The sequence below is a fragment of the Vreelandella glaciei genome, from assembly GCF_013415125.1.
Lineage (GTDB): Bacteria > Pseudomonadota > Gammaproteobacteria > Pseudomonadales > Halomonadaceae > Vreelandella > Vreelandella glaciei.
The window spans coordinates 39,205-59,167 of sequence record NZ_JACCDE010000002.1 but is presented as its reverse complement, the minus strand read 5'-3'; the positions used below and the strand labels follow the sequence as shown (position 1 = coordinate 59,167).

The 19,963-nt window shown below is 54.3% G+C and carries 19 protein-coding genes; 12 read left to right on the top strand and 7 right to left on the bottom strand.

Features of this window, described 5'->3' with window-relative positions:
* Nucleotides 1–8: 8 nt before the first annotated feature.
* The 3 genes from HZS80_RS01535 to HZS80_RS01525 all read right to left on the bottom strand — a co-directional run bounded on the left by HZS80_RS01535 (nt 9) and on the right by HZS80_RS01525 (nt 3,123).
* Complete coding sequence (locus HZS80_RS01535) at nt 9–1,514, bottom strand: tripartite tricarboxylate transporter permease (protein WP_035556127.1); 1,506 nt, start codon at nt 1,512–1,514, stop codon at nt 9–11.
* Between the two features lie 27 nt (nt 1,515–1,541).
* Nucleotides 1,542–2,045 carry a tripartite tricarboxylate transporter TctB family protein gene (locus HZS80_RS01530; RefSeq protein WP_281662224.1) on the bottom strand — a complete coding sequence of 168 codons (504 nt, stop codon included), beginning with the start codon at nt 2,043–2,045 and terminating at the stop codon, nt 1,542–1,544.
* Nucleotides 2,046–2,136: 91 nt separating this feature from the next.
* Entirely contained in the window at nt 2,137–3,123 is a 987-nt protein-coding gene (locus HZS80_RS01525; protein WP_179914935.1) for a Bug family tripartite tricarboxylate transporter substrate binding protein, read from the bottom strand.
* A gap of 261 nt (nt 3,124–3,384) precedes the next feature.
* On the opposite strand from HZS80_RS01525, the gene HZS80_RS01520 reads away from it, so the two are divergent.
* Nucleotides 3,385–4,164: an IclR family transcriptional regulator domain-containing protein gene (locus HZS80_RS01520; RefSeq protein WP_035556135.1), complete on the top strand. Its 780-nt coding sequence runs from the start codon at nt 3,385–3,387 to the stop codon at nt 4,162–4,164.
* On the opposite strand, the gene aroQ is transcribed toward HZS80_RS01520, so the two are convergent.
* Together aroQ and hglS are read right to left on the bottom strand one after the other, a co-directional pair.
* Nucleotides 4,157–4,594: a type II 3-dehydroquinate dehydratase gene (aroQ, locus tag HZS80_RS01515; RefSeq protein WP_035556137.1), complete on the bottom strand. Its 438-nt coding sequence runs from the start codon at nt 4,592–4,594 to the stop codon at nt 4,157–4,159. The two genes, HZS80_RS01520 and aroQ, sit on opposite strands and share 8 nt — an antisense overlap.
* Before the next feature lie 85 nt (nt 4,595–4,679).
* Nucleotides 4,680–6,041 carry a 2-oxoadipate dioxygenase/decarboxylase HglS gene (hglS, locus tag HZS80_RS01510; RefSeq protein ID WP_179914934.1) on the bottom strand — a complete coding sequence of 454 codons (1,362 nt, stop codon included), beginning with the start codon at nt 6,039–6,041 and terminating at the stop codon, nt 4,680–4,682.
* Nucleotides 6,042–6,230: 189 nt separating this feature from the next.
* On the opposite strand from hglS, the gene HZS80_RS01505 reads away from it, so the two are divergent.
* Nucleotides 6,231–7,085, top strand: coding sequence for a DUF72 domain-containing protein (locus HZS80_RS01505; RefSeq protein ID WP_179914933.1), 855 nt, complete (start codon nt 6,231–6,233; stop codon nt 7,083–7,085).
* Nucleotides 7,086–7,240: 155 nt separating this feature from the next.
* Nucleotides 7,241–8,584 (top strand): sodium-dependent transporter, encoded by a 1,344-nt coding sequence (locus HZS80_RS01500; protein ID WP_179914932.1) that lies wholly within the window; start codon nt 7,241–7,243, stop codon nt 8,582–8,584.
* 33 nt (nt 8,585–8,617) lie between these two features.
* Here HZS80_RS01500 and HZS80_RS01495 read toward each other — a convergent pair whose 3' ends face one another.
* A complete protein-coding gene (locus HZS80_RS01495) occupies nt 8,618–8,833 on the bottom strand; it encodes a PA3496 family putative envelope integrity protein (RefSeq protein ID WP_035556145.1) in 216 nt (71 codons plus the stop codon).
* 327 nt (nt 8,834–9,160) lie between these two features.
* Here HZS80_RS01495 and hexR point away from each other — a divergent pair, with 327 nt between their 5' ends.
* From hexR to HZS80_RS01475, 4 genes are all read left to right on the top strand, one after another.
* Complete coding sequence (hexR, locus tag HZS80_RS01490) at nt 9,161–10,015, top strand: transcriptional regulator HexR (RefSeq protein WP_022521119.1); 855 nt, start codon at nt 9,161–9,163, stop codon at nt 10,013–10,015.
* Between the two features lie 77 nt (nt 10,016–10,092).
* Entirely contained in the window at nt 10,093–12,291 is a 2,199-nt protein-coding gene (gene uvrD, locus HZS80_RS01485; protein WP_179914931.1) for a DNA helicase II, read from the top strand.
* 62 nt (nt 12,292–12,353) lie between these two features.
* Nucleotides 12,354–12,833, top strand: a complete 480-nt coding sequence (locus HZS80_RS01480; protein ID WP_035556149.1) for a phosphate-starvation-inducible PsiE family protein — start codon at nt 12,354–12,356, stop codon at nt 12,831–12,833.
* A gap of 106 nt (nt 12,834–12,939) precedes the next feature.
* Nucleotides 12,940–14,034 carry a TRAP transporter substrate-binding protein gene (locus HZS80_RS01475; RefSeq protein WP_179914930.1) on the top strand — a complete coding sequence of 365 codons (1,095 nt, stop codon included), beginning with the start codon at nt 12,940–12,942 and terminating at the stop codon, nt 14,032–14,034.
* Nucleotides 14,035–14,130: 96 nt separating this feature from the next.
* Here HZS80_RS01475 and HZS80_RS01470 read toward each other — a convergent pair whose 3' ends face one another.
* Entirely contained in the window at nt 14,131–14,547 is a 417-nt protein-coding gene (locus HZS80_RS01470) for an acyl-CoA thioesterase (protein WP_008956467.1), read from the bottom strand.
* 184 nt (nt 14,548–14,731) lie between these two features.
* Between HZS80_RS01470 and HZS80_RS01465 the strand changes: the two genes are divergently transcribed.
* The 5 genes from HZS80_RS01465 to phoU all read left to right on the top strand — a co-directional run bounded on the left by HZS80_RS01465 (nt 14,732) and on the right by phoU (nt 19,895).
* On the top strand, nt 14,732–15,628 hold the full coding sequence (locus HZS80_RS01465) for a PstS family phosphate ABC transporter substrate-binding protein (protein WP_179914929.1): 897 nt from the start codon (nt 14,732–14,734) through the stop codon (nt 15,626–15,628).
* Between the two features lie 161 nt (nt 15,629–15,789).
* Complete coding sequence (locus HZS80_RS01460; protein WP_179914928.1) at nt 15,790–16,908, top strand: ABC transporter permease subunit; 1,119 nt, start codon at nt 15,790–15,792, stop codon at nt 16,906–16,908.
* On the top strand, nt 16,905–18,329 hold the full coding sequence (gene pstA / locus HZS80_RS01455) for a phosphate ABC transporter permease PstA (protein WP_035556158.1): 1,425 nt from the start codon (nt 16,905–16,907) through the stop codon (nt 18,327–18,329). The genes HZS80_RS01460 and pstA overlap by 4 nt, the downstream gene beginning before the upstream one ends.
* Nucleotides 18,323–19,138 (top strand): phosphate ABC transporter ATP-binding protein PstB, encoded by an 816-nt coding sequence (pstB, locus tag HZS80_RS01450; RefSeq protein WP_179914927.1) that lies wholly within the window; start codon nt 18,323–18,325, stop codon nt 19,136–19,138. Before pstA ends, pstB begins: the two co-directional genes overlap by 7 nt.
* Nucleotides 19,139–19,169: 31 nt before the next feature.
* A complete protein-coding gene (gene phoU / locus HZS80_RS01445; protein ID WP_008956462.1) occupies nt 19,170–19,895 on the top strand; it encodes a phosphate signaling complex protein PhoU in 726 nt (241 codons plus the stop codon).
* Nucleotides 19,896–19,963: the final 68 nt, after the last annotated feature.

The window sequence follows — 19,963 nt, the reverse complement described above, 5'->3', positions numbered from 1 at the left end:
GAAGAACATCAAACTTCTTGTGATTTGGCGGCAGCATTGCGCGCTTCACGGCGCGCGGAAATAAAGCGGTAGAGTGCCAGGGAAATGGAGCCCACCGTCAATGCAATGAAAGCCCAGGTAATGGGGCCGCGCACGAAGATCGACAGATCGTTATGTCCGATCAATAAAGAGCGGCGCAGATTATCTTCGAACATTGGCCCAAGGATAAACCCGATCAAAAAGGGCGCAGCCGGTATCGCGGCGCGATTGAAGATATAGCCCATGACGCCAAAGGCCATCATCACCCATATGTCAAAGGTGTCGTTATTAACGGCGTAAGCGCCATAAACGCAGAACATCAATACGATGGGAAAGAGGACTGATTTAGGGATATCAGCAATCAAAGAGAAATACTTGATGGCCACATTACCCACCAGCAGCAATACCACCGAGCTAAACATAATGCCCATAAACAGGGCATAGATCAGGGATAGATTCTCTTGGAACATAAGGGGTCCAGGCGTAAGCCCATGAACCATAAAGGCACCAAGGATAATGGCCGTGATGACATCTCCTGGAATACCCAGCGATAACAAGGGAATCATCGTCGCCCCGGCGACACCGTTATTACCAGCCTCGGCGGCAGCAACACCCTCTACCTCGCCTTTACCAAAGTTAGCTCTGTTGGGAGAACGCCTGCGTGCATCGCTATAGGAAATAAAGGCAGCCGCAGTAGCGCCAGTACCTGGGATTGCCCCAATAATCACGCCAATCAAACTGCCCCGCACAATGGTGGTCAGGCAGCGCTTCAGTTCGGAAAAGCTAAGCCCTGCACCGCTGGCCTTCGCCTTAATATGAGGAAGCGCTTTTTTGCGGTAGAACTCGATAATCTCAGGGATGGCAAACAGACCAATCAACAGCGGGATAAAGGAGATGCTGTCCATCAAGTTGTAGTTGCCAAAGGTAAACCGTTGAGAACCGAAAACTTCATCCAGCCCCACCAGGGAAAGCAGAATACCCAATAGCGCAGCCATCAACCCCTTGATCATAGAGCCGCTGGCCAAAGAAATAATGATAGTAAGCGAAAAACAGATCAGCCAGAAAAACTCTGGCGCGCCAAAGTTCAGGGCGATTTTTGCTAAATAGGCGGCAAAAAAGATGAGGGCAATATTAGAAATAAAATCGGCAATCACCGAGGAATAAAGCGCTGCCTTGAGTGCCTTCTTCGCATGCCCCTGTTGCGCCATGGGATAGCCGTCCAACAAGGTACAGGCAGAGGCAGGTGAGCCGGGGGTTCTGATTAAAATGGCCGTAATTGACCCGCCATACATTCCGCCTTTATAGATACCCACAAGCAGCAAGATAGCGGCGACCGGCTGCATAGAGAAGGTGAAGGGCAGCGCCAGCGCCACCGCCATCGTAGCAGTCAATCCGGGAATCGACCCCACGACCACACCGATGACGACTCCAATAGCGATGGCCAGGAAGTTATCTAAACTAAAGAATATCTCTATGACTTCCGAAAAATTTTCCATAGATCACCCAGAAGAATAAGTAGCCAATCAGAAACCGATTGGCGCTATCGGAAGCGGCACATTCATGACTTCTACAAATATGAATGTCACAGCGATAGGAAACACAAATGCCATGCTATAGACCCACCAAGTGCGAACGGGGTGCGCCACAAAAAGCACCAGCGTCGCGAGAATGCCGGTAAACACCGCACCCATGGACTCAAACAAAGCGACATATATCAACAGGGCGACCACCATCAAAACAAAGCGCCGTGTCGAACCCTTCTCAATATTTCGCTCGTCCTCCTCACTGCTTCTGTCTAACAAGAAGCCTTGCAGGATGAGCAGGATAGAAAACAGCAGTATCAACCAGCCAACAATTTCCGGCAGCCAACGAGGCGACATCATGGGGTTTTGCAGGATGGCCGGTTCATTGATGTAGTTCGGCACTAGATAAAAGACCAGCACAATGGAAAAGCAAAGCAGAATAATTCCCGCCACTACGTCACCCGGGTCTTTAACCCTGCGCTTAAAATCCGAGGTAGTTATCACTGCCTTCTCCAAAGAACCAAGTGATATAGAGCAAACAAGAGAGGCGAGGACGCTTGCCCTCGCCTCTCCGTTGGATCAAAGGCTGCCTTGCTTACTGGCTAATACCCGCCTGCTCAGCTACGTCTTCCCAACGCTTCAAGTCTTCAACAATGAACTGCTTGAACTCTTCTCCAGCAACCTGGCCTGGCTCAGCGCCTAACTGCTCGGCGAAATCCAGAAACTCTTCACGCTCCATCACGTTGGCGAGTGCTTCTCGCATTTTACTCTGTGCTTCTTCAGGGAAAGAGCTATGAGCAATCAGGCCAAACCAAGCAGTCGTGATGAACTGGTCTAGGTTGTATTCACCAATTTCTGACAGTGTCGGTACATCGGGAAGATATTCAGAGCGTTCGGCAGAAGTGACCGCGAGCGCGCGGAGATCGCCGGAACGTATATGTGAAAGTACCGTTGGCATGTTCTCGAATGCCACATCAACATCGCCGCCCAGCAACGCCGGAAGCGCCGCGCCACTGCCGGCAAAAGGCACCGCCGTCAGGTTGGTATCAGTCAAGGTCTTGAACAGTTCACCAGACATGTGGATGGAGCTGCCCACGCCACTGTGGCTAAAGGTCATGTTCTCTTCTTTCGCTGCTTCGACGAAATCAATGACATTTTCGTAAGGACTGTCTGCCGGTACCACCATGACATTAGGAATATCGATCATGTTTTGTAGAAAAACGAAATCTTCTACCGGGTCATAAGTGAGATCAGGATAGATCGCGGCCCCGATGGTGTGGCCCGGAGAGGCCATTAAAATCGTGTGATCAGCATCACGCCCACCACGGGAGAGACGACCGGTGCCTACCGTAGAACCAGCGCCGGGGCGATTTTCCACAATGACGTTGGCGTCAAGTTCTTGCTGAAGCAGATCGGCAACGCGACGCGACAACACATCGGTAGTGCCACCGGGGGCATAAGGCACGACTAAGCGCACATCGTTAGTCGGCCATTCATCAGCGCTGGCAGAGGAAAGAGTGAGCCCAAGCGCCAGAGCGCTGGTGCAGGCAGCCAAGTAGGCAGAGCTAAGGAATTTGTTCATTTTTCTTCCTGTGCGTGGTTAAGTTATTATCATGATTAATTATTGTTCGTAATACGTACAGATATTCGCAATTTGATAGCTGAGATTACTTGGTTGCCAACCTATTAAAAAACACAACTTTAGTAGCAGGGAGTTACAAACTCCATTTTACGGGATGACAACAACCTGTCGTTGCCAGCGCTTTCATGTCGCAGAAGTTCGCAATGCGAACATTTTTGCGTTAATCTTTCCTATCAGACGTCAAGGTAATGGATGATAACAATGCAGGAAGAGAAGTTGAGTGAAGATAGCCGTGATTTTGTAACAGCGTTAGCTAGCGGTTTAGAGGTTATACAGGCATTCGATCACGAACACCCGCGTATGACATTAAGCGAAGTTGCTGCACGAACAGGTATGAACAGAGCAAAGGCTAGGCGTTTCTTACTCACTCTACATTCCCTAGGGTATGTCCGTAAGCAGCAGCGCCATTTTGAATTGGCGCCCCGCGTCCTTCAACTAGGTTATGCTTTTTTATCAGCTAATAATTACAGAGACGTTATTCAACACTATTTAGAAGATATTACCGCTGAAACGGGGGAGTCATCGTCGCTTGGCGTGCTAGATGGTAATGATGTTATCTATGTTGCCCGCTCGGCAGCCAAACATCGCTTAATGGCCATCACACTTTCAGTGGGCACCCGACTGCCAGCAGCTCATACTTCTATGGGGCGCATACTTCTTGCTCAGCTCAACGATCAGGCTCTTGATCACTTTCTATCGTCGATTACTTTAGAGCCCTACACCGATAAAACAGTCACTGATGTCAATGAATTGCGCAGACAAATAGTTAACGCACGGCAACAAGGCTATGCGATTTCTGATCAGGAGTTGGACTCTGGGTTACGCTCTATCGCTGTTCCAGTTTTTGATGCCAAGCAGCATTTAATGGGGGCGATCAATATCAGTACCAACGCGGCTCGGGTCGACCTCGACACGTTGGTTAATATTTACTTACCAGTGCTACAAAACAAAGTCGCGCAAATACGTTCGCATATTAATTGACCATTACCGCGTCTAATGCCGCACGATAACCTTGCACACCTAAGCCGGCAATCACACCATCAGCACGCAGTGAAACGTAGGAATGGTGCCGGAAGGCTTCACGTTTGTGCACATTGGATAGATGCACTTCAATCACTTTGCCATCAAAAGCATTGAGTGCATCCAGGATTGCCACTGAAGTATGGGTGTAAGCAGCGGGATTGATAATGATTGCTTGGGTGCCATCAAGACGCGCGGCGTGAATGGCGTCGATTAACTCACCTTCGTGGTTGCTCTGAAAGCAATGTATATCCCAGTCGGCCATCACCGCTTTCTCTCGCAGAATGTTATTTACATCCTCTAATGTCTCGTAGCCGTATATCTCCGGCTGGCGAGTCCCCAGCAAATTTAGATTGGGCCCATGTAATACCAATACCTTGCCTTGACTCATGACTTCTCCACTCTGTGCCTTGCTATCTAAATTGGCTAGTTAGCTAAATTGAATAACTGCATTAATCGATCAGCTGTTCTATCACTTAACCCGCCAACTGCGCCAGCGCCTGTTCAAGCGATGCTTGCTGGCGCTGGGCATACAGCTCAATCTCATCGATTACTTTAGCCCCTAAAGCCTGCTCAAATTGCTGTTGACTTGCACTGCTAGCGTAATTTTCATGGCTACTTCCACCCAAGTTGGACTGGAAAATACCGGCCGCGCTAACGGGTAAAAAGTCTTCATAAATCATGGGTGTTATCTTGAGAGCGCCTTGTTCGATCAGGCTTTCCACCTGCTCTAACGTCACTGATCCTGCTACAGATGCACCCTGGGCCGCCTGATAATGAAAAAACGCTAGCCCGTCACGATGTAGCGTAGCGTAATCATCAGGGAAGGCCTTAAACACTTCGGCTAGATGCGCCTGATGGGCGTCGTTATCCGCAGCCGTCGGTGCATTTTCTCGGGCAGCCGCTAGCAGGCGATCATAGAGTGCACGCCCCTTATGGGTTAAGGCGATACCGCGCTGTTCGATTTCACCGAAGCGGGCAGTGTGCTTACCTTCGGCTGCGTCTGCGAAGGCGATCGTCTCCTCCAGCGCTTTAAAGCTGGTTTGACGCAACAGTATCGGGCAATTGCGACGAGGAGGTCCTTCGATAGTCGCTTTAGGGTCAATGCCGACACTGGGCATAAGCCGCTGCACTTCATCAATATCTAACGTCCGCGGCGTTAGGTGATTAATGTGGGGGCCGCGGAAACAGACCACATCGGCAATCAGGCGATGCTCATCATGCAAACGCTCGTAGGTCGTCCAATCGACGGTTGCTTTGTCATGCCAGCGGAACGTTTCCAACGCTTCCTGCACAAACTGCTCGGCATCCTCTGCGTTGAGTCCGCCCTGCTGTTCGAAACGCTCAATCAATATTTTCACGTTAGCGGTGAAGATATCGCGATCACTTAAAATAACGCTCGCCTGCTCCTGAAGTTCGGTTTTTTCGATCAGCTCAAGGCGCAGTAGCGAGGTAAAGACACGAAAAGGATTCCGTTTGAGTGCACGATCAGCGACCGGCCGAAACGCCGTGGAGTGCACCGGCACGCCCGCCGCCGCCAGATCGTAATAGCCCACCGGCTCCATCCCCATTACCGCGAACATGCGCCTTAGCATGGCAAGCTCGCTCGCACTGCCCACGCGAATCGCGCCGTGGCGTTCAACGTTGATGCGGGCCAGCTCATCGCTCTTCTGCAGCGTACTGTTAAGCGCAGGATTAGCAGCTAACACCTCTTGATTGACGGTCTCAACCAGTGAGAGCAAAGTGCCGTATTGTGGCACTTCCTGCCGATACATCGCTGACATCGCGCTGGAAAATTGGTCGCGGATTTCATCACTGCTAACGTACGCTGAACTCATGGAATTGTCCTATTTATAAACGGCTATATCTGCCCATAAAAGGCTATACCTACATAGTAGCGCTATCGGTGCCTTAACAATTTCACTTTTTCCGCACCTAGCTACACCTAAAAGCCCCCTCACCTTAACGAGTAGGTATTTTAAACTGTTACATTAGCGCTTGACCTTATGAACCTAGGCACGCCATCAATGACGCTTCCGCTTTATTTAGGTTTGCCCATGTGGGCCAATCAAGACTGGCTCGGCAGTCTTTATCCGCGCCATGCCAAAACCGAGCTATTAAGCGATTATGCCGCGGTGTTTTCGAGCGTTGAAGGTAACACTACGTTTTATAGCGGTATTCCAAAACCGGAAACAGTCGCCGCTTGGGCACGCCAGGCGCCACCCCACTTTCGTTTTTGTTTTAAATTACCGGCAACCGTCACTCACGATCAACGGCTTACCCATTTAGAAGACGCATGGACATTTTTAGCCGCCCTTGAGCCGCTACACGATCGCCTGGGGCCCACCATGGTGCAACTACCGCGGGATTTCGGCCCCCAAGAGCTTCCTCAGCTGGAAGCGCTGCTCGCGGCTTGGCCTGCCCATCTACCATGTGCAGTCGAGGTTCGTCACCCTGAGTTTTTCCACAAAGGAGTCGCCGAAACAGCCCTTAACCGCCTGTTGATAACTTATTCGGCTAACCGCGTAATGCTCGACGTGCGCCCGCTCTTCTCAACCCCGGCCAATAGTCATATGGGCCTGGCCCACGCCCAGCAAGAAAAGCCGAAACTCCCGCTACACGTGCTTTCCACGGCAAATTATCCGGTGATTCGCTTTATTGGCCATATTGACAAAACAATAAATAGTGACTACTTCACCGCTTGGAAGGCTCGTCTAAAGCTGTGGATAAATCAGGGGAAAACCCCTTTCTTATTTGTGCATACTGCAGATAACCGTGAGTCTCCCTACATGGCTCGCCTACTTTACAACGCGCTGGGAGAAGTGACGCCATTACCTCCGCTAGCGCCTTTCGCAGGTGAAAAGCAAAGCCAGCTGTTTTAGCGCGTATTTTTAGGTTAGCTAACTGGCATGCAAGCAATTGATCAGATAAATTGCGCTTACTTTTGGAAAAGGACGTCAGCAATGACTCCATTTTCCGAAAACTAGCGTGCTCAACACGCAGTGACTTACACAACAATCGACTTAATGGGTGATGTATGGCGAAGCTTGCGCATGCGCAGTGGTCATCGCGAATGACCTTTGTGCTGGCCGCCGCTGGTTCAGCGGTGGGTCTAGGGAATATCTGGAAATTTCCGTATATGGTGGGTGAAAGCGGCGGCGCTGCTTTCGTCTTTGTGTATTTACTTTGTATCGCGCTGATTGGCTTGCCCATTCTCGTCTCCGAATGGCTACTGGGGCGGCGTGGCCAGAAGAACCCTGCCAGCACGATGTCAGAACTGGCCCGCACCGCGAACAAGCCAAAAGCATGGGCCATTGTCGGCATTAGCGGCATTGTTGGGGCCTTTTTGATTTTGTCGTTTTACAGCGTGATTGGTGGCTGGTCGCTCTACTACACCGTTAACTCCGTGAGCGGTGCCTTTAGCGGCCAAGACGCCGACGGGATTGGCGCCCTCTTTAATGGCATGCTGAGTAACCCAGGCTTACTGCTGCTGGGCCATTCGATCTTTATGCTACTGGTGATTGGCATTGTCGCCCGCGGTGTTACCAAAGGGCTTGAAGGGGCTGTACGCATTCTGATGCCGGTACTCGCGCTGCTGCTCGTTGTGCTGATCGGTTACGGCATGTCGACCGGCCACTTTGGTGAGGCGTTGACGTATATGTTCAACCCGGACTGGAACAAGCTCAGCGCAGAAACCGTGCTGGCCGCCTTAGGTCACGCCTTCTTCACCCTCTCACTGGGTATGGGCATCATGATGGCTTACGGCTCTTACTTGGGCAAAGAGATCAACCTGCTGCAAACCGCCCGCACGGTCATCATCATGGACACCGTCATTGCCCTAGGCGCCGGTTTAGCCATTTTCCCGATTGTGTTTGCCAACAACCTGGATCTTGCCTCAGGCCCTGGGCTGATTTTCGTCACTCTGCCGCTAGCATTTGGCAATATGGATGGTGGCTTGATCCTAGGCTTGATGTTCTTCTTGCTGCTTACGTTTGCGGCGCTGACTTCGGCGATTTCACTGCTTGAGCCCGTAGTTGAGTTTATTGAAGAGCGCACGCCGCTCAGCCGTGTCATGGCAACTGTTGTGGCCGGCGTGGGGGCTTGGTTGCTCGGCATTGCGGCGCTGCTATCGTTCAACGTATGGAGCGAACCGCTCATGTTTGGGCTGGGCGTGTTCGACCTGCTGGACACGCTGACCAGCAAAATAATGCTGCCGCTAACCGGGCTAGGCGCGATTCTCTTCGCCGCTTGGTGCCTGGATCGCAAAAGTGTCGAAGCTGAGCTTGAACTTTCAGCGACCGGTAAAAGCGTATGGAACATCATCGCGCGCTATGTAGCGCCCGCTGGCGTTATTGCGGTGTTCGTGACAGGGCTTATTTAAGGTAAGCCGTCACTTCCCTGCTGTTTGCTAACCTCAGTGCAATTCGCTCTCTTGCCGATCTTCGTCGGGCAAGGGGGCGATATCCCGCGATAATTTTTGGAACTCCCTGTGCAGCTCAATACCACGGCGCGCTCTCAAGCTACGCTGGGCAGCACTTCGCTGGCGCTGAGCATGCTCATCCACTTGCAAACTCATAAAAATGTCGAGCAATTCGCTTTTAACCGAGGTGATTCGTTCGACGTTTCTCATAATCGACGTTCCTCCAGATGAATATGCCTTCGTCCACCTGCATCCGTGACGACTGTTATGATGCAGTGCGGCACTTCAATTATTACTATAACCTACTTGACAAAATGATGACCAATCTTAAAAAAACTGGCTAACGACCTTTAAACGCTGACGAAACACGGCCCGATAGTTAGTGGCCCTATCCACTCATTGAGGCATACTGTGAACATCAGCATTGAATGTACGCAAAGCATAACAATGAACAGACAGACAGAAACGGCCGTTTCAAACGACCGTATATTGACGTACTGTTGAATATCTGTTGGTTGAGCACCCAAGGAGCTGAACGTGAGTCGCGCCCTGTTCGATGAAATGAGACGCCGCATGGAGCACTTTCGACGCTCCGAGCAAAAAGTGGCGCGGTTTGTACTGCGCAACCCCGAAGAGGTCATCCACATGCGAATTGTGGATCTGGCCACCGAAGCCACCGTTAGCGAACCCACCGTGGTGCGCTTTTGCCGTGCGCTGGGGTGCAATGGCTTTCAGGACTTCAAGCTACAGCTGGCGCAAATGCTCGCCAGCGGCAGTCAGTTTGCCCAGTTCTCCATGAACGATAGCGACTCGGTCGCTGAATTTTCCCACAGCATCTTCGACTCGACCGTGGGTACGCTGCTCTCTGTGCGTGACCGGCTGGATAACGACGCCCTGGGCCGAGCGGTTAATGCGCTAGCGATGGCCAACCGGGTCGAGTTCTATGGCTTTGGGGCTTCCGGAGCCGTGGCCTTTGATGCCCAGCACAAGTTTTTCCGGCTGCAGATCTCCACTTCGGCTTACGCCGACCCGCATATGCAGAATATGTCGGCAGTAACCTTAAACGATGGCGACGTGGTGGTGGCCATTTCGCAAACGGGTCGCACCAAAGCGCTGGTTGCCAGTGTGCGGCTCGCCCGTGAAGCTGGTGCCACAGTGATAGGGCTATGCCCCAGCGGTTCACCGCTCGCTGAAGAGGTCAGCCTGCCACTGTATATCGATGTTCATGAAGACACCGAAATCTATACCCCCCTTAGCTCGCGTATAGCGCATCTGGTGCTGATTGATGTGCTCGCGGTCGGGGTCGCTAAAACCCGCGGCCCAAAACTCGCCGAACAGCTTAAAGCCGTTAAAAAGAGCCTCAACACGCTGCGCTTTCCTGAAGAGTCCTAATCGTTAACCTGTATACACAGCCAGTTTGCTGGCTGTGCTAGACTAGCCGCCTATTTTTTGATCCGGCAGCGGCTACTATGGACGACGTCACGGCGATTCTCGATCAGCTCAACTCCGCCCAGCGCGAAGCAGTGAGCGCCCCCCAAGGTAATCTGTTGGTGCTCGCAGGCGCAGGCTCGGGCAAAACCCGCGTGCTGGTTCATCGCATTGCCTGGCTGATGCAGGCCGAAGGGCTTTCACCCTACGCGCTGCTGGCGGTCACCTTTACCAATAAAGCCGCCAAGGAGATGCGCACCCGCCTCGAGGCGCTGCTGAGCATCTCGATGCGCCATGTATGGGTAGGCACCTTTCACTCCATCGCCCACCGCCTGCTGCGCACCCACTGGCAGGACGCCAAGCTGCCGCAACACTTTCAAATCATCGACTCCGACGATCAGTTACGCCTGGTCAAACGGCTGCTGAAAGATTACGCCATCGACGACGAACGCTACCCGCCCCGCCAAGTGCAGCACTTTATCTCCGGCTGCAAAGAGGAGGGACTGCGCCCGCACCAGGTCAATGTGGATGGCGATGCCTACATGGGCCAGATGGTTGAGCTCTACGAGCGCTACCAGCTCACCTGTGAGCGCGGCGGTCTGGTCGATTTCGGCGAGTTGCTGCTGCGCAGCCTGGAGCTACTGCGCGATAACCCGGCGCTGTTAAATCACTACCAGGAGCGCTTTGGCCACGTGCTGGTTGATGAGTTTCAGGATACCAATACCCTGCAATACGCCTGGCTAAAACTGCTCACCGGCATGAAAACGCCAATGACCGCCGTCGGTGATGACGACCAGTCGATCTACGGCTGGCGCGGCGCCAAGGTGGAGAATATCAGCCGCTTTGAGCAGGAATTCCCGCAAACCCATACCGTGCGTCTAGAGCAGAACTATCGCTCCACCAGCGCGATTCTGGAAGCCGCCAATACGCTGATCAGCCATAACAGCGAGCGGATGGGTAAAAACCTCTGGACCGACGGCATCGAAGGCGAGCCGATCTCGATCTACGCCGGGTTTAACGACCTGGAAGAAGCGCGCTATATCGTTGACACCATCAAAGAAAAGGTCGACGAAGGCTTTAACCGCCGCGATATCGCCATTCTCTACCGCTCAAACGCCCAGTCGCGGCTGATGGAAGAGACGCTGATTCGCCAAGGCATGCCCTACCGTATTTATGGCGGTCACCGCTTCTACGAGCGCCTGGAAATCAAGAATGCCCTGGCCTACCTGCGCCTGATGCTCAACCGCGATGACGACGCCTCGCTAGAGCGGGTGATTAACGTACCCACCCGCGGCATCGGCACGCGCACGGTCGAGATTGTCCGCCTGCGCGCTCGTGAACAAGGCATTCAGCTGTGGCAGGCACTCCACGATGCGATTAACGACGGTACCTTGAAAGGCCGCGCGGCCAATGCCGTACAAACCTTCGCCAACCTGATTGAACAGCTTGATAACGATGCCTCGGGTATGGCGCTGCACGAGATCATCGATCACGTTACCGTTCATACCGGTTTGATAGAGCATCACAAAAGTGAACGCGGCGAGAAAGGCCAGGCACGGGTCGAGAACCTGGAAGAGCTGGTTAACGCTGCCCGCGCCTTTACCCAAGGCGATGTTTTTGAAGCCCCTGAAGCGGGCGAAGGCATGGCCGCACTGGAAGCGTTTCTTTCAGAAGCCGCCCTTAATGCTGGCGACCATGAAGCCGAAGAGTTTGAGGACAGCGTACAGCTGATGACGCTGCACTCCGCCAAAGGCCTGGAGTTTCCCGTGGTGTTTATTGCTGGGGTCGAAGAGGGACTCTTCCCGCACAAGATGTCCCTGGAAGAGCCGGGTAGGCTCGAAGAGGAGCGCCGGCTGTGTTACGTCGGCGTCACTCGCGCCATGCAGAAGCTCTACCTGACCCACGCCGAAACCCGCCGCCTACACGGCAAAGAGGTATTTCCACGCCCATCCCGCTTCTTGCGCGAGCTACCGCCGCACCTGCTGGAAGAAGTTCGCCTGCGCGGGCATATTTCCCGCCCGGTGACCGCATCGCGCACCTCCTTTGCTCAGCAAAGCGTCGAGAGCAGTGGTGATTTACCCGCTTTACATGTTGGGCAAGGCGTTGAGCACCCGGTGTTCGGTGAAGGGATTATCCTTAACGCGGAAGGCGAAGGTGCCCGCGCCCGGGTACAGGTCAGCTTTGAAGGCGAAGGGGTGAAATGGCTAGTGCTCGGTTTTGCTAAGCTAACGCCTCTGTAAGCAAACCTCCCCTTTCACTTAGCTATTCCTGCTTGTGCGCTCAGGCGCCTTTGAGAGGCATTATGAAACAACGCTTTAAACGCCTATTTCCCGAAGTGAGTAATGGCTGGCAAACATTGAGTGGCTATCAGCGCTTTGAACGTTTAATTTCACTGGTGCTCACCCTCGCCATCGGTGGAGCCGTGCTAGTGGCCATGTATTATTTGGTCATTCACGTGATCCAGCTGCTGTTTATTCAAAGCCGTGACCCCTTTGACTACCGCGTATTTCAAGCGCTATTCGACATGATCCTTACCGTCTTGATTGCCATGGAGTTCAATAACTCCATCATCCGCACAATGACCAGTGGCAAAGGCTTTATCCACGTCGAAATAGTGGTGTTAATTGCCATTATGGCGCTGGTACGCAAGTTTATGGTGCTGGATATGGAAGTTATCGACCCTTGGCAAATTGGTGCGCTTTCGATGGCAGTCTTAGCGTTAGGCGGCTGCTATTGGCTGGTGCGCCACGGCAACAGTATGAAAGACGCGGCGGATGATTGATCAGAAGGCTTGCGAGCTAAATTCGCTATAAAGCATACTAACCAGCGAACATGGCGCACTCAGCGCCTTATAACAACAGTATGATTACTTTTGGAGTTTTGCTCACATGCAACGCCGTAACTTTCTCAAAACCGTTGGCCTAGGTGCCGCCGGTGTCGCTGCTGCCCCCTTTGTAACCACCTCTAGCGCACGCGCTCAAGAGACCTTTACCTGGGACATGGTCACCTCGTGGCCGAAAAACTTTCCCGCCCTAGGCACCGGTGCGAATGACTTCGCCCGTCGGGTCGAGCAGCTTTCTAACGGCCGCATGCAAATTCGCGTCCATGGCGCAGGTGAGCTGGTACCTGCGCTTGAAGTATTCGACGCTGTGGCGGCGGGGACCGCTGAGATGGGTCACTCTGCGTCGTATTACTGGCGCGGCAAAGTCGCTGCCTCGCAGTTTTTCACCGCTGTACCGTTCGGCATGACCACCACCGAGATGAACGCCTGGTTGTACCATGGCGGCGGTCAGGAACTGTGGGATGAGATCTACGCTAATCACAACCTGAAACCCTTTGCCGTCGGTAACACCGGTACGCAGATGGCGGGCTGGTTCAAGAAAGAGATCAACTCGTTAGACGATATGCAGGGGTTGAAACTTCGTCTTCCTGGCCTCGCAGGTGAAGCGATGAACGGCATTGGCGTCAGTACCGTTAATATGCCGGGTTCGGAAATCTTCACCTCGCTGCAAACCGGCGCACTGGATGCCGCTGACTGGGTAGGGCCGTATAACGACTTGGCATTTGGTTTGCACCAAGTGGCTGACTATTACTACACCTCGGCGTGGAACGAGCCCTCTGCCGTACTGGAAGGCACGATTAACCTGGATGCCTGGAACTCGCTGCCGGAAGACCTGCAGAACGTAGTCCGTGAAGCGGCACGGGCTTCTAACCTGGCCATGATCAGTGAATTCGCCTTCCGCAACGCCCAGGCCCTGGAAGCGCTGGTCGATGAGCATGGCGTTCAGCTGCGCACCTTCCCTGAAGACGTGATGGCAGCGCTTTACACCTCCTCACAGGATGCCATCCAGCGCCAAATCGAGGACGATGAAGAGTCCCGCCGCGTGTATGAGTCTTACTTGGCGTTCCAGAAATTACTGCGTCCGTTTAGCGACGTGGGTGAATACGCCTATCTCAAGAACCGCGACAACGTAGGTGCCTGATTATCCAGGCAGGTAAGCAGCAATTACGGCAAAGGGCGCACTGAGCGCCCTTTTGCTATTTTAGGCGGGAACATTGAAAGAGTTGATAAGAAAGAGCTACTCGCTGTGTACCGCTCGGATCCGCCCATTATCGTCTAATGCGACCATTACAAAACGCGCCTCTGTCACCTTTTGACGCTCTTCAATCCGCTGCCCATGGGGCGGGCGTACCCATACTTCTACATCAATTTTGATTGAGCTATGACCGATCTCTTGTACCTGGGTGTAGACACTGACCATTGAGCCGACGCGCACAGGGCTCAAAAAGTCCATGGCTTCAATCGCCACGGTGGCCGTTCGCCCTCCTGCTTCGCGGCAGGCTGCAAGCTCAGCTGCCTGATCCATTTGATTGACTAGCCAACCACCGGGTATATCACCATAAAGATTGGTATCTTGGCGGGAAGCCAGTAATTTTAAAGTAAGCTGCCCTTGAGGGGCCGGTACGTCATCCAAATCGGTTTCCAGAAGAGTCATGGGTTCGTCGCTTAGTCAGTTTATTGTTGTAAAGGTTGCAGTAAGGCACATTGCCAAGGGGCGTTGCTGCGTCGCAACACAAGTGAATGGATTCAGTTAACCATAAGAGGACGCTTGTTTGAATACTCTTTCATCTCATAGAAGCTACCTTTTATCGCTACGGCACACCGTAGGTTGCTGGGTGATGATGGCCCTACTGCTGGTAACGCCGCCTACTTGGGGGCAATCACTGCCGATAACCGGCACGTTAGGTGCCGTCGGTTCTGACACCATGGCTGGGCTCATGCTGCGCTGGGGCGAAACACTGACTTCCCGCTACCCAGAGGTAAAGCTGCAATTTCAAGCCAGCGGCTCGGCCAGCGCGCCAACCGCGCTAATGGCAGGTACCACCCGGCTGGGGCCGATGTCCCGCCCGATGAGCACTGAAGAGCGTGATAACTTCATTGAGCGCTACGGCTACCCGCCGCTGGAGTTAAAGGTCGCCCGTGATGCGCTGATTGTGGTCGTCCACCGCCATAATCCGCTGCGCGCGCTCACCCGCCAGCAGGTCGATGCGATTTTCTCGACTTCGCGTGCCTGTGGCGCCGAGGCGTCGATACGGCGCTGGGATCAGCTCTCAGCAACGCGTGACTGGTCATTTGGCAGTATTGCGCTCCATGGGCGTAACCTTGCCTCCGGCACCCATGGCCTATTTCAACAACGGGCGCTGTGCGGTGGCCTCTTTCGCAACGATATTAGCGAACACCCAGGCTCATCGGCCGTCGTCGCTGCGGTGGGCGAGTCTGCCAATGCAATGGGGTATGCCGGGTTTAACCACCTGACGCCAGCCGTGCGCGCAGTAAGCCTTTATGACGATGACGGCATCGCCATAACACCCGATGAAGCAGCGATACAGAGCGGTAATTATCCGCTGTCGCGCTACCTGTACCTATACGTGAACCTGCCGCCCGGGGCATCCTTGCCGCCCGCCGAGCAGGCACTACTGGCGTTGATCATGTCCGATGAAGGCCAGCAAATTGCACGCGCATCCGGTTTTGTCCCCTTAACCCCAAGCGTCCTTGACGCACAGCAAAGGTGGTAAGCCGCTGTCATCTAATTGACACATAATCGTCTTAGAGTAGGAAGTCATTCTATGCACCGTTTTCACTATAAGCTCTCTTCACGACCCACTCTTTCAATACATGCTGGTCAGTACTGTGATCACCCCGGTTTTGCCATGCCTAGTTTTGTCATGATAGCGACATGACCCCACCTCGGTTAACCTCTTCTCGGCAGCCATTGCGCTTGCTTCAGGATCGTGTGGCCACCGGGTTAATCACCGCTGGTGGTGTCGGGGTGCTGCTGGCGATTCTCGCTATCGGCGTTTTTCTGATATGGGAAACGCTGCCACTACTGGCGATTGGAGAGAGCTTGGCCCTGGCCAAGCTCTCTCCGCTGGCGTGGGGCACCCTTAAAGCCGCGCTGGCTGCGCTGCTGTTTGCGATTCCCGTCGCCTTAGGGGCGGCGATCTACTCTGCGCTGTTTATGTCAGCGCGCTTGCGCACGCGCATCAAACCCGCACTCGAAATGATGGAGGCCATTCCGGGCGTGGTGGTGGGCTTTATTGCCGGGCTCATTTTGGCACCGTGGGTAGAGCGACACTTGGCCAGCGCTTTAGTGCTGATGGTCTGGCTGCCGCTCAGTGCCGGGCTTGCGGGCTTGCTCTGGCAACTGGCCAAAGCCCGCCTGCAGCGCCGTTTGCCGCTCTCCTGGGCAGGTCTCTGGCTAATACCGTGGCTTGCTCTGATGGTGGTGATAGCGCTATGGCTTGCGCCGTGGATGGAACAGCTGTGGCTGGGCGGGGATCTGCGTCAGTTGCTCGACCAGCGCTTTGGGATGGATTACGCCACCCGCAATGCCCTGATTGTCGGCCTGGCGATGGGGTTTGCCGTTATCCCCAGCATCTACTCATTGGCAGAAGATGCCCTTGCCGATGTGCCTTCGACCCTGATAGAGGGCGCCCAGGCGCTGGGTGCCAGCCGTTGGCAGGCGCTGTGGAAGGTGGCACTGGCGGCGGCGGGCCCAGGTATTTTCTCGGCGGTGATGATCGGCGCGGGCCGTGCAGTGGGCGAAACCATGATTGTACTGATGGCCAGTGGCAACACCGCTCTGTTTAGCGCCAGCCCTTTCGAAGGGATGCGCTCCATGGCAGCGGCTATTGCCATCGAGCTTCCTGAAGCGTCACCTGGCGGCCAGACCTATCATCTGCTGATTTTTGCCGCGCTGGTGCTGTTTATCTTCACGTTCCTGGTTAACACCCTAGCCGAGGTTGTCCGCCAGCGCCTGCGCCGCCGTTATCGCCAGATGGGAGGCACTTCATGAAAGCTGGCAAGGTCAACACCGCCTCTCGCCGCCCTCGTTTTAATTGGTTAAATGATTTATGGCCCTGGCTATGCGCGGCCAGCGTAGCGCTCTCCTTGCTGATGCTGGGTGCTCTACTGGCGCTACTATTAGTGCGTGGGCTTGGACACTTCTGGCCCGCAACGCTTGAAGAGGTCACTCTGCGTTCGGGTGACACCTTTGCTGGCCATGCCGTGCGCGAGGTCGAGCTCCCCCAGCAAGCGGGAGATGAACGGCTGTACTTTACCGGCAATCAGGACATAGAGGGCGCTCGCTGGCGCTGGGTGACGATTGAGGAGATTGCCGAACGCGCACAGCCAACCGACTTGATTCGCCTGGAGCGAAGCCCTTGGGGGGATTTTATTGGCCGCTTGTCGGCCATTGAGCAAGACGGCCAGCGCTGGGAGGGTGACGCTGCCTGGCACCGGTTAGCGACTTTATTGGCGCTCCCCGCCAGCCAACGCCAAGAGAGCCAGCTACTGCTAACCACCGTGGATGGCCAAACCTTGCGCCAGCCGTTGGCCAGTGTCGTCAGCGCTCAAGCCCCAAATGCGATGAGCTGGTGGCAGAAAACCCATGTCTGGGGCGATGGGGTATGGCGGTTTCTCAGCGAAGGGCCTCGAGCAGCCAATACCGACGGGGGCGTGTGGCCGGCGATATTTGGCACCGTGCTAATGGTGATTTTAATGTCCGTCATGGTCACGCCATTTGGCGTGCTGGCCGCTATTTATCTTAATGAAATTGCTCACCAGGGGCGGCTGACGCGCCTGGTGCGCATTGGCGTGCGTAATCTAGCGGGGGTGCCGTCCATTGTGTATGGCGTTTTCGGCTTGGGAGTGTTTGTTTACGGCATTGGCGGCTCGCTGGATGAGTGGTTTTTCAGCGATACGCTGCCCTCGCCCACGTTTGGCACCGGCGGGCTGCTGTGGGCCTCGTTAACTCTCGCCCTGCTAACCCTGCCCGTCGTGATCGTGGCAACCGAGGAGGGGCTCGCGCGTATTCCTGAGGCCCAGCGCGAAGGCGCCGTGGCGCTCGGGGCTACTCGCCTGGAGATGCTTACCCGCATCGTACTGCCCATGGCGGCACCGGCCATGCTGACAGGCGTTATTTTAGCGGTCGCCCGCGCGGCAGGCGAAGTGGCGCCACTGATGCTTGTCGGCGTTGCCAAGCTAGCGCCACAAATGCCCATTGATGGCGAATTTCCTTACCTACATTTAGAGCGCAAGTTCATGCACCTTGGCTATCATTTATTTGATACCGCCTTTCACGGCGAAGATGTGCAGGCCGCGATCCCGCTGGTTTACGCCACGGCGCTACTTTTAGTGTTGATTGTGCTAGTGCTTAATCTAACTGCCATATTTCTGCGTCATTATCTTAGGCGTCAACGGGGAAACGAATGCTAGCGCCTTTACATTCAGCCAATACCGCTCAGGTACCAGTGGCGCACTTTTCGTCCGAGCACAGCTGCCTGAGCATTGATCACTTAAGCCTCGCCTATGCGGGGAAAGCGGCGTTGCGCGACTTAACCCTCAGTGTTCCGCGACATCGTGTGACGGCCTTCATTGGCCCGTCGGGATGCGGTAAGTCAACGCTGTTACGGGCAATTAATCGGCTGCACGATCTCAATGAGACAGTGACCCATAGCGGCAAAATCACGTTGGAAGGGCAGGACATTCACGACCCGCAAACGAACGTGACCGAGCTGCGGCGGCGAGTAGGAATGGTGTTTCAAACCCCCAACCCCTTCCCTATGTCGATCTATGAAAACGTGGCCTTTGGCCTGCGGTTACAGCAGCGCCTTCCCAAGCGCAAAAGGGACGATATTATTGAGTGGGCATTAACCTCCGCCGCGCTATGGGATGAAGTGAAAGACCGCCTGCACCGCTCCGCCTGGCAGCTTTCCGGTGGACAGCAGCAGCGCCTAGTCATCGCCCGCACCTTAGCAGTACAGCCCGATGTGCTGCTGCTTGATGAACCCGCGTCAGCGCTAGACCCGATTTCAACGCTCAAAATTGAGGAGTTGATCCGTAATCTCAAGTCGGAGCTAACGCTGGTACTGGTTACTCACAATATGCAACAAGCGGCGCGCGTATCGGACTACACCGCCTTTTTGCATCAAGGTGAGCTGGTTGAGTACGGGCCTACCGATCAGGTCTTCACCAACCCCCGTTTGCAACACACCGAAAACTACATCACCGGCCGCATTACCTAGGCCTTAGCGACTGAAACGTCAGGAGTGCTCCATGGATATTACTAGCGACTCTCACAGCCAGCATATCTCTCGCCAGTTCAACCAGGAGCTGGAAGAGCTAAAAACCCATCTGATGGCCATGGGCGGTCTGGTAGAGAAGCAAGTGCAGGATGCCGTCTTTGCGCTTCTGGAAGGCGACACCCGCCTAGCCGAACAAGTGCGCGACAATGATCGTCAGGTCAACGATCTGCAGCTGCAAATCGACGACGAATGCACCCGGGTACTGGCGCGGCGACAGCCTGCGGCGTCTGATCTACGCCTAGTGCTGGCCGTTATTCGTGCCACGTCTGATCTTGAGCGCATCGGCGATGAGGCCAGCAAAATCGCCCGTAACGCCCTGCTGCTGAGTGAAAGTACCAGCACCATTCGTGGTTTGGTGGAAGTACGGCACATCAGCGAGCATGTGCGCAAAATGCTGCGCGATGCGCTCACCGCCTTTGCCCGCTTTGACACCGACTTAGCCATGCAGGTAGTACGTGAAGACGAGCTGGTGGACGACGAGTACAGCAGCGCGATGCGCTCACTCATGACGTTTATGATGGAAGATTCTCGCTCCATTACCTCTGTACTCAGCATCATGTGGGTTCTGCGCGCCCTCGAGCGTGTCGGTGACCATGCCGATAACCTTGCCGAGTACGTGGTTTATCTTGTCAAAGGGTTGGATATTCGCCATAGCGACCCCGACAACCTTGACCCGCAGGTACTAAAAAAGTCTTGACCTGAAAGGGGTTTCCTCCTGCAATACGTCCAGGCTGTTAAGCGGCCTGGACGTTTGAATCACAAGGA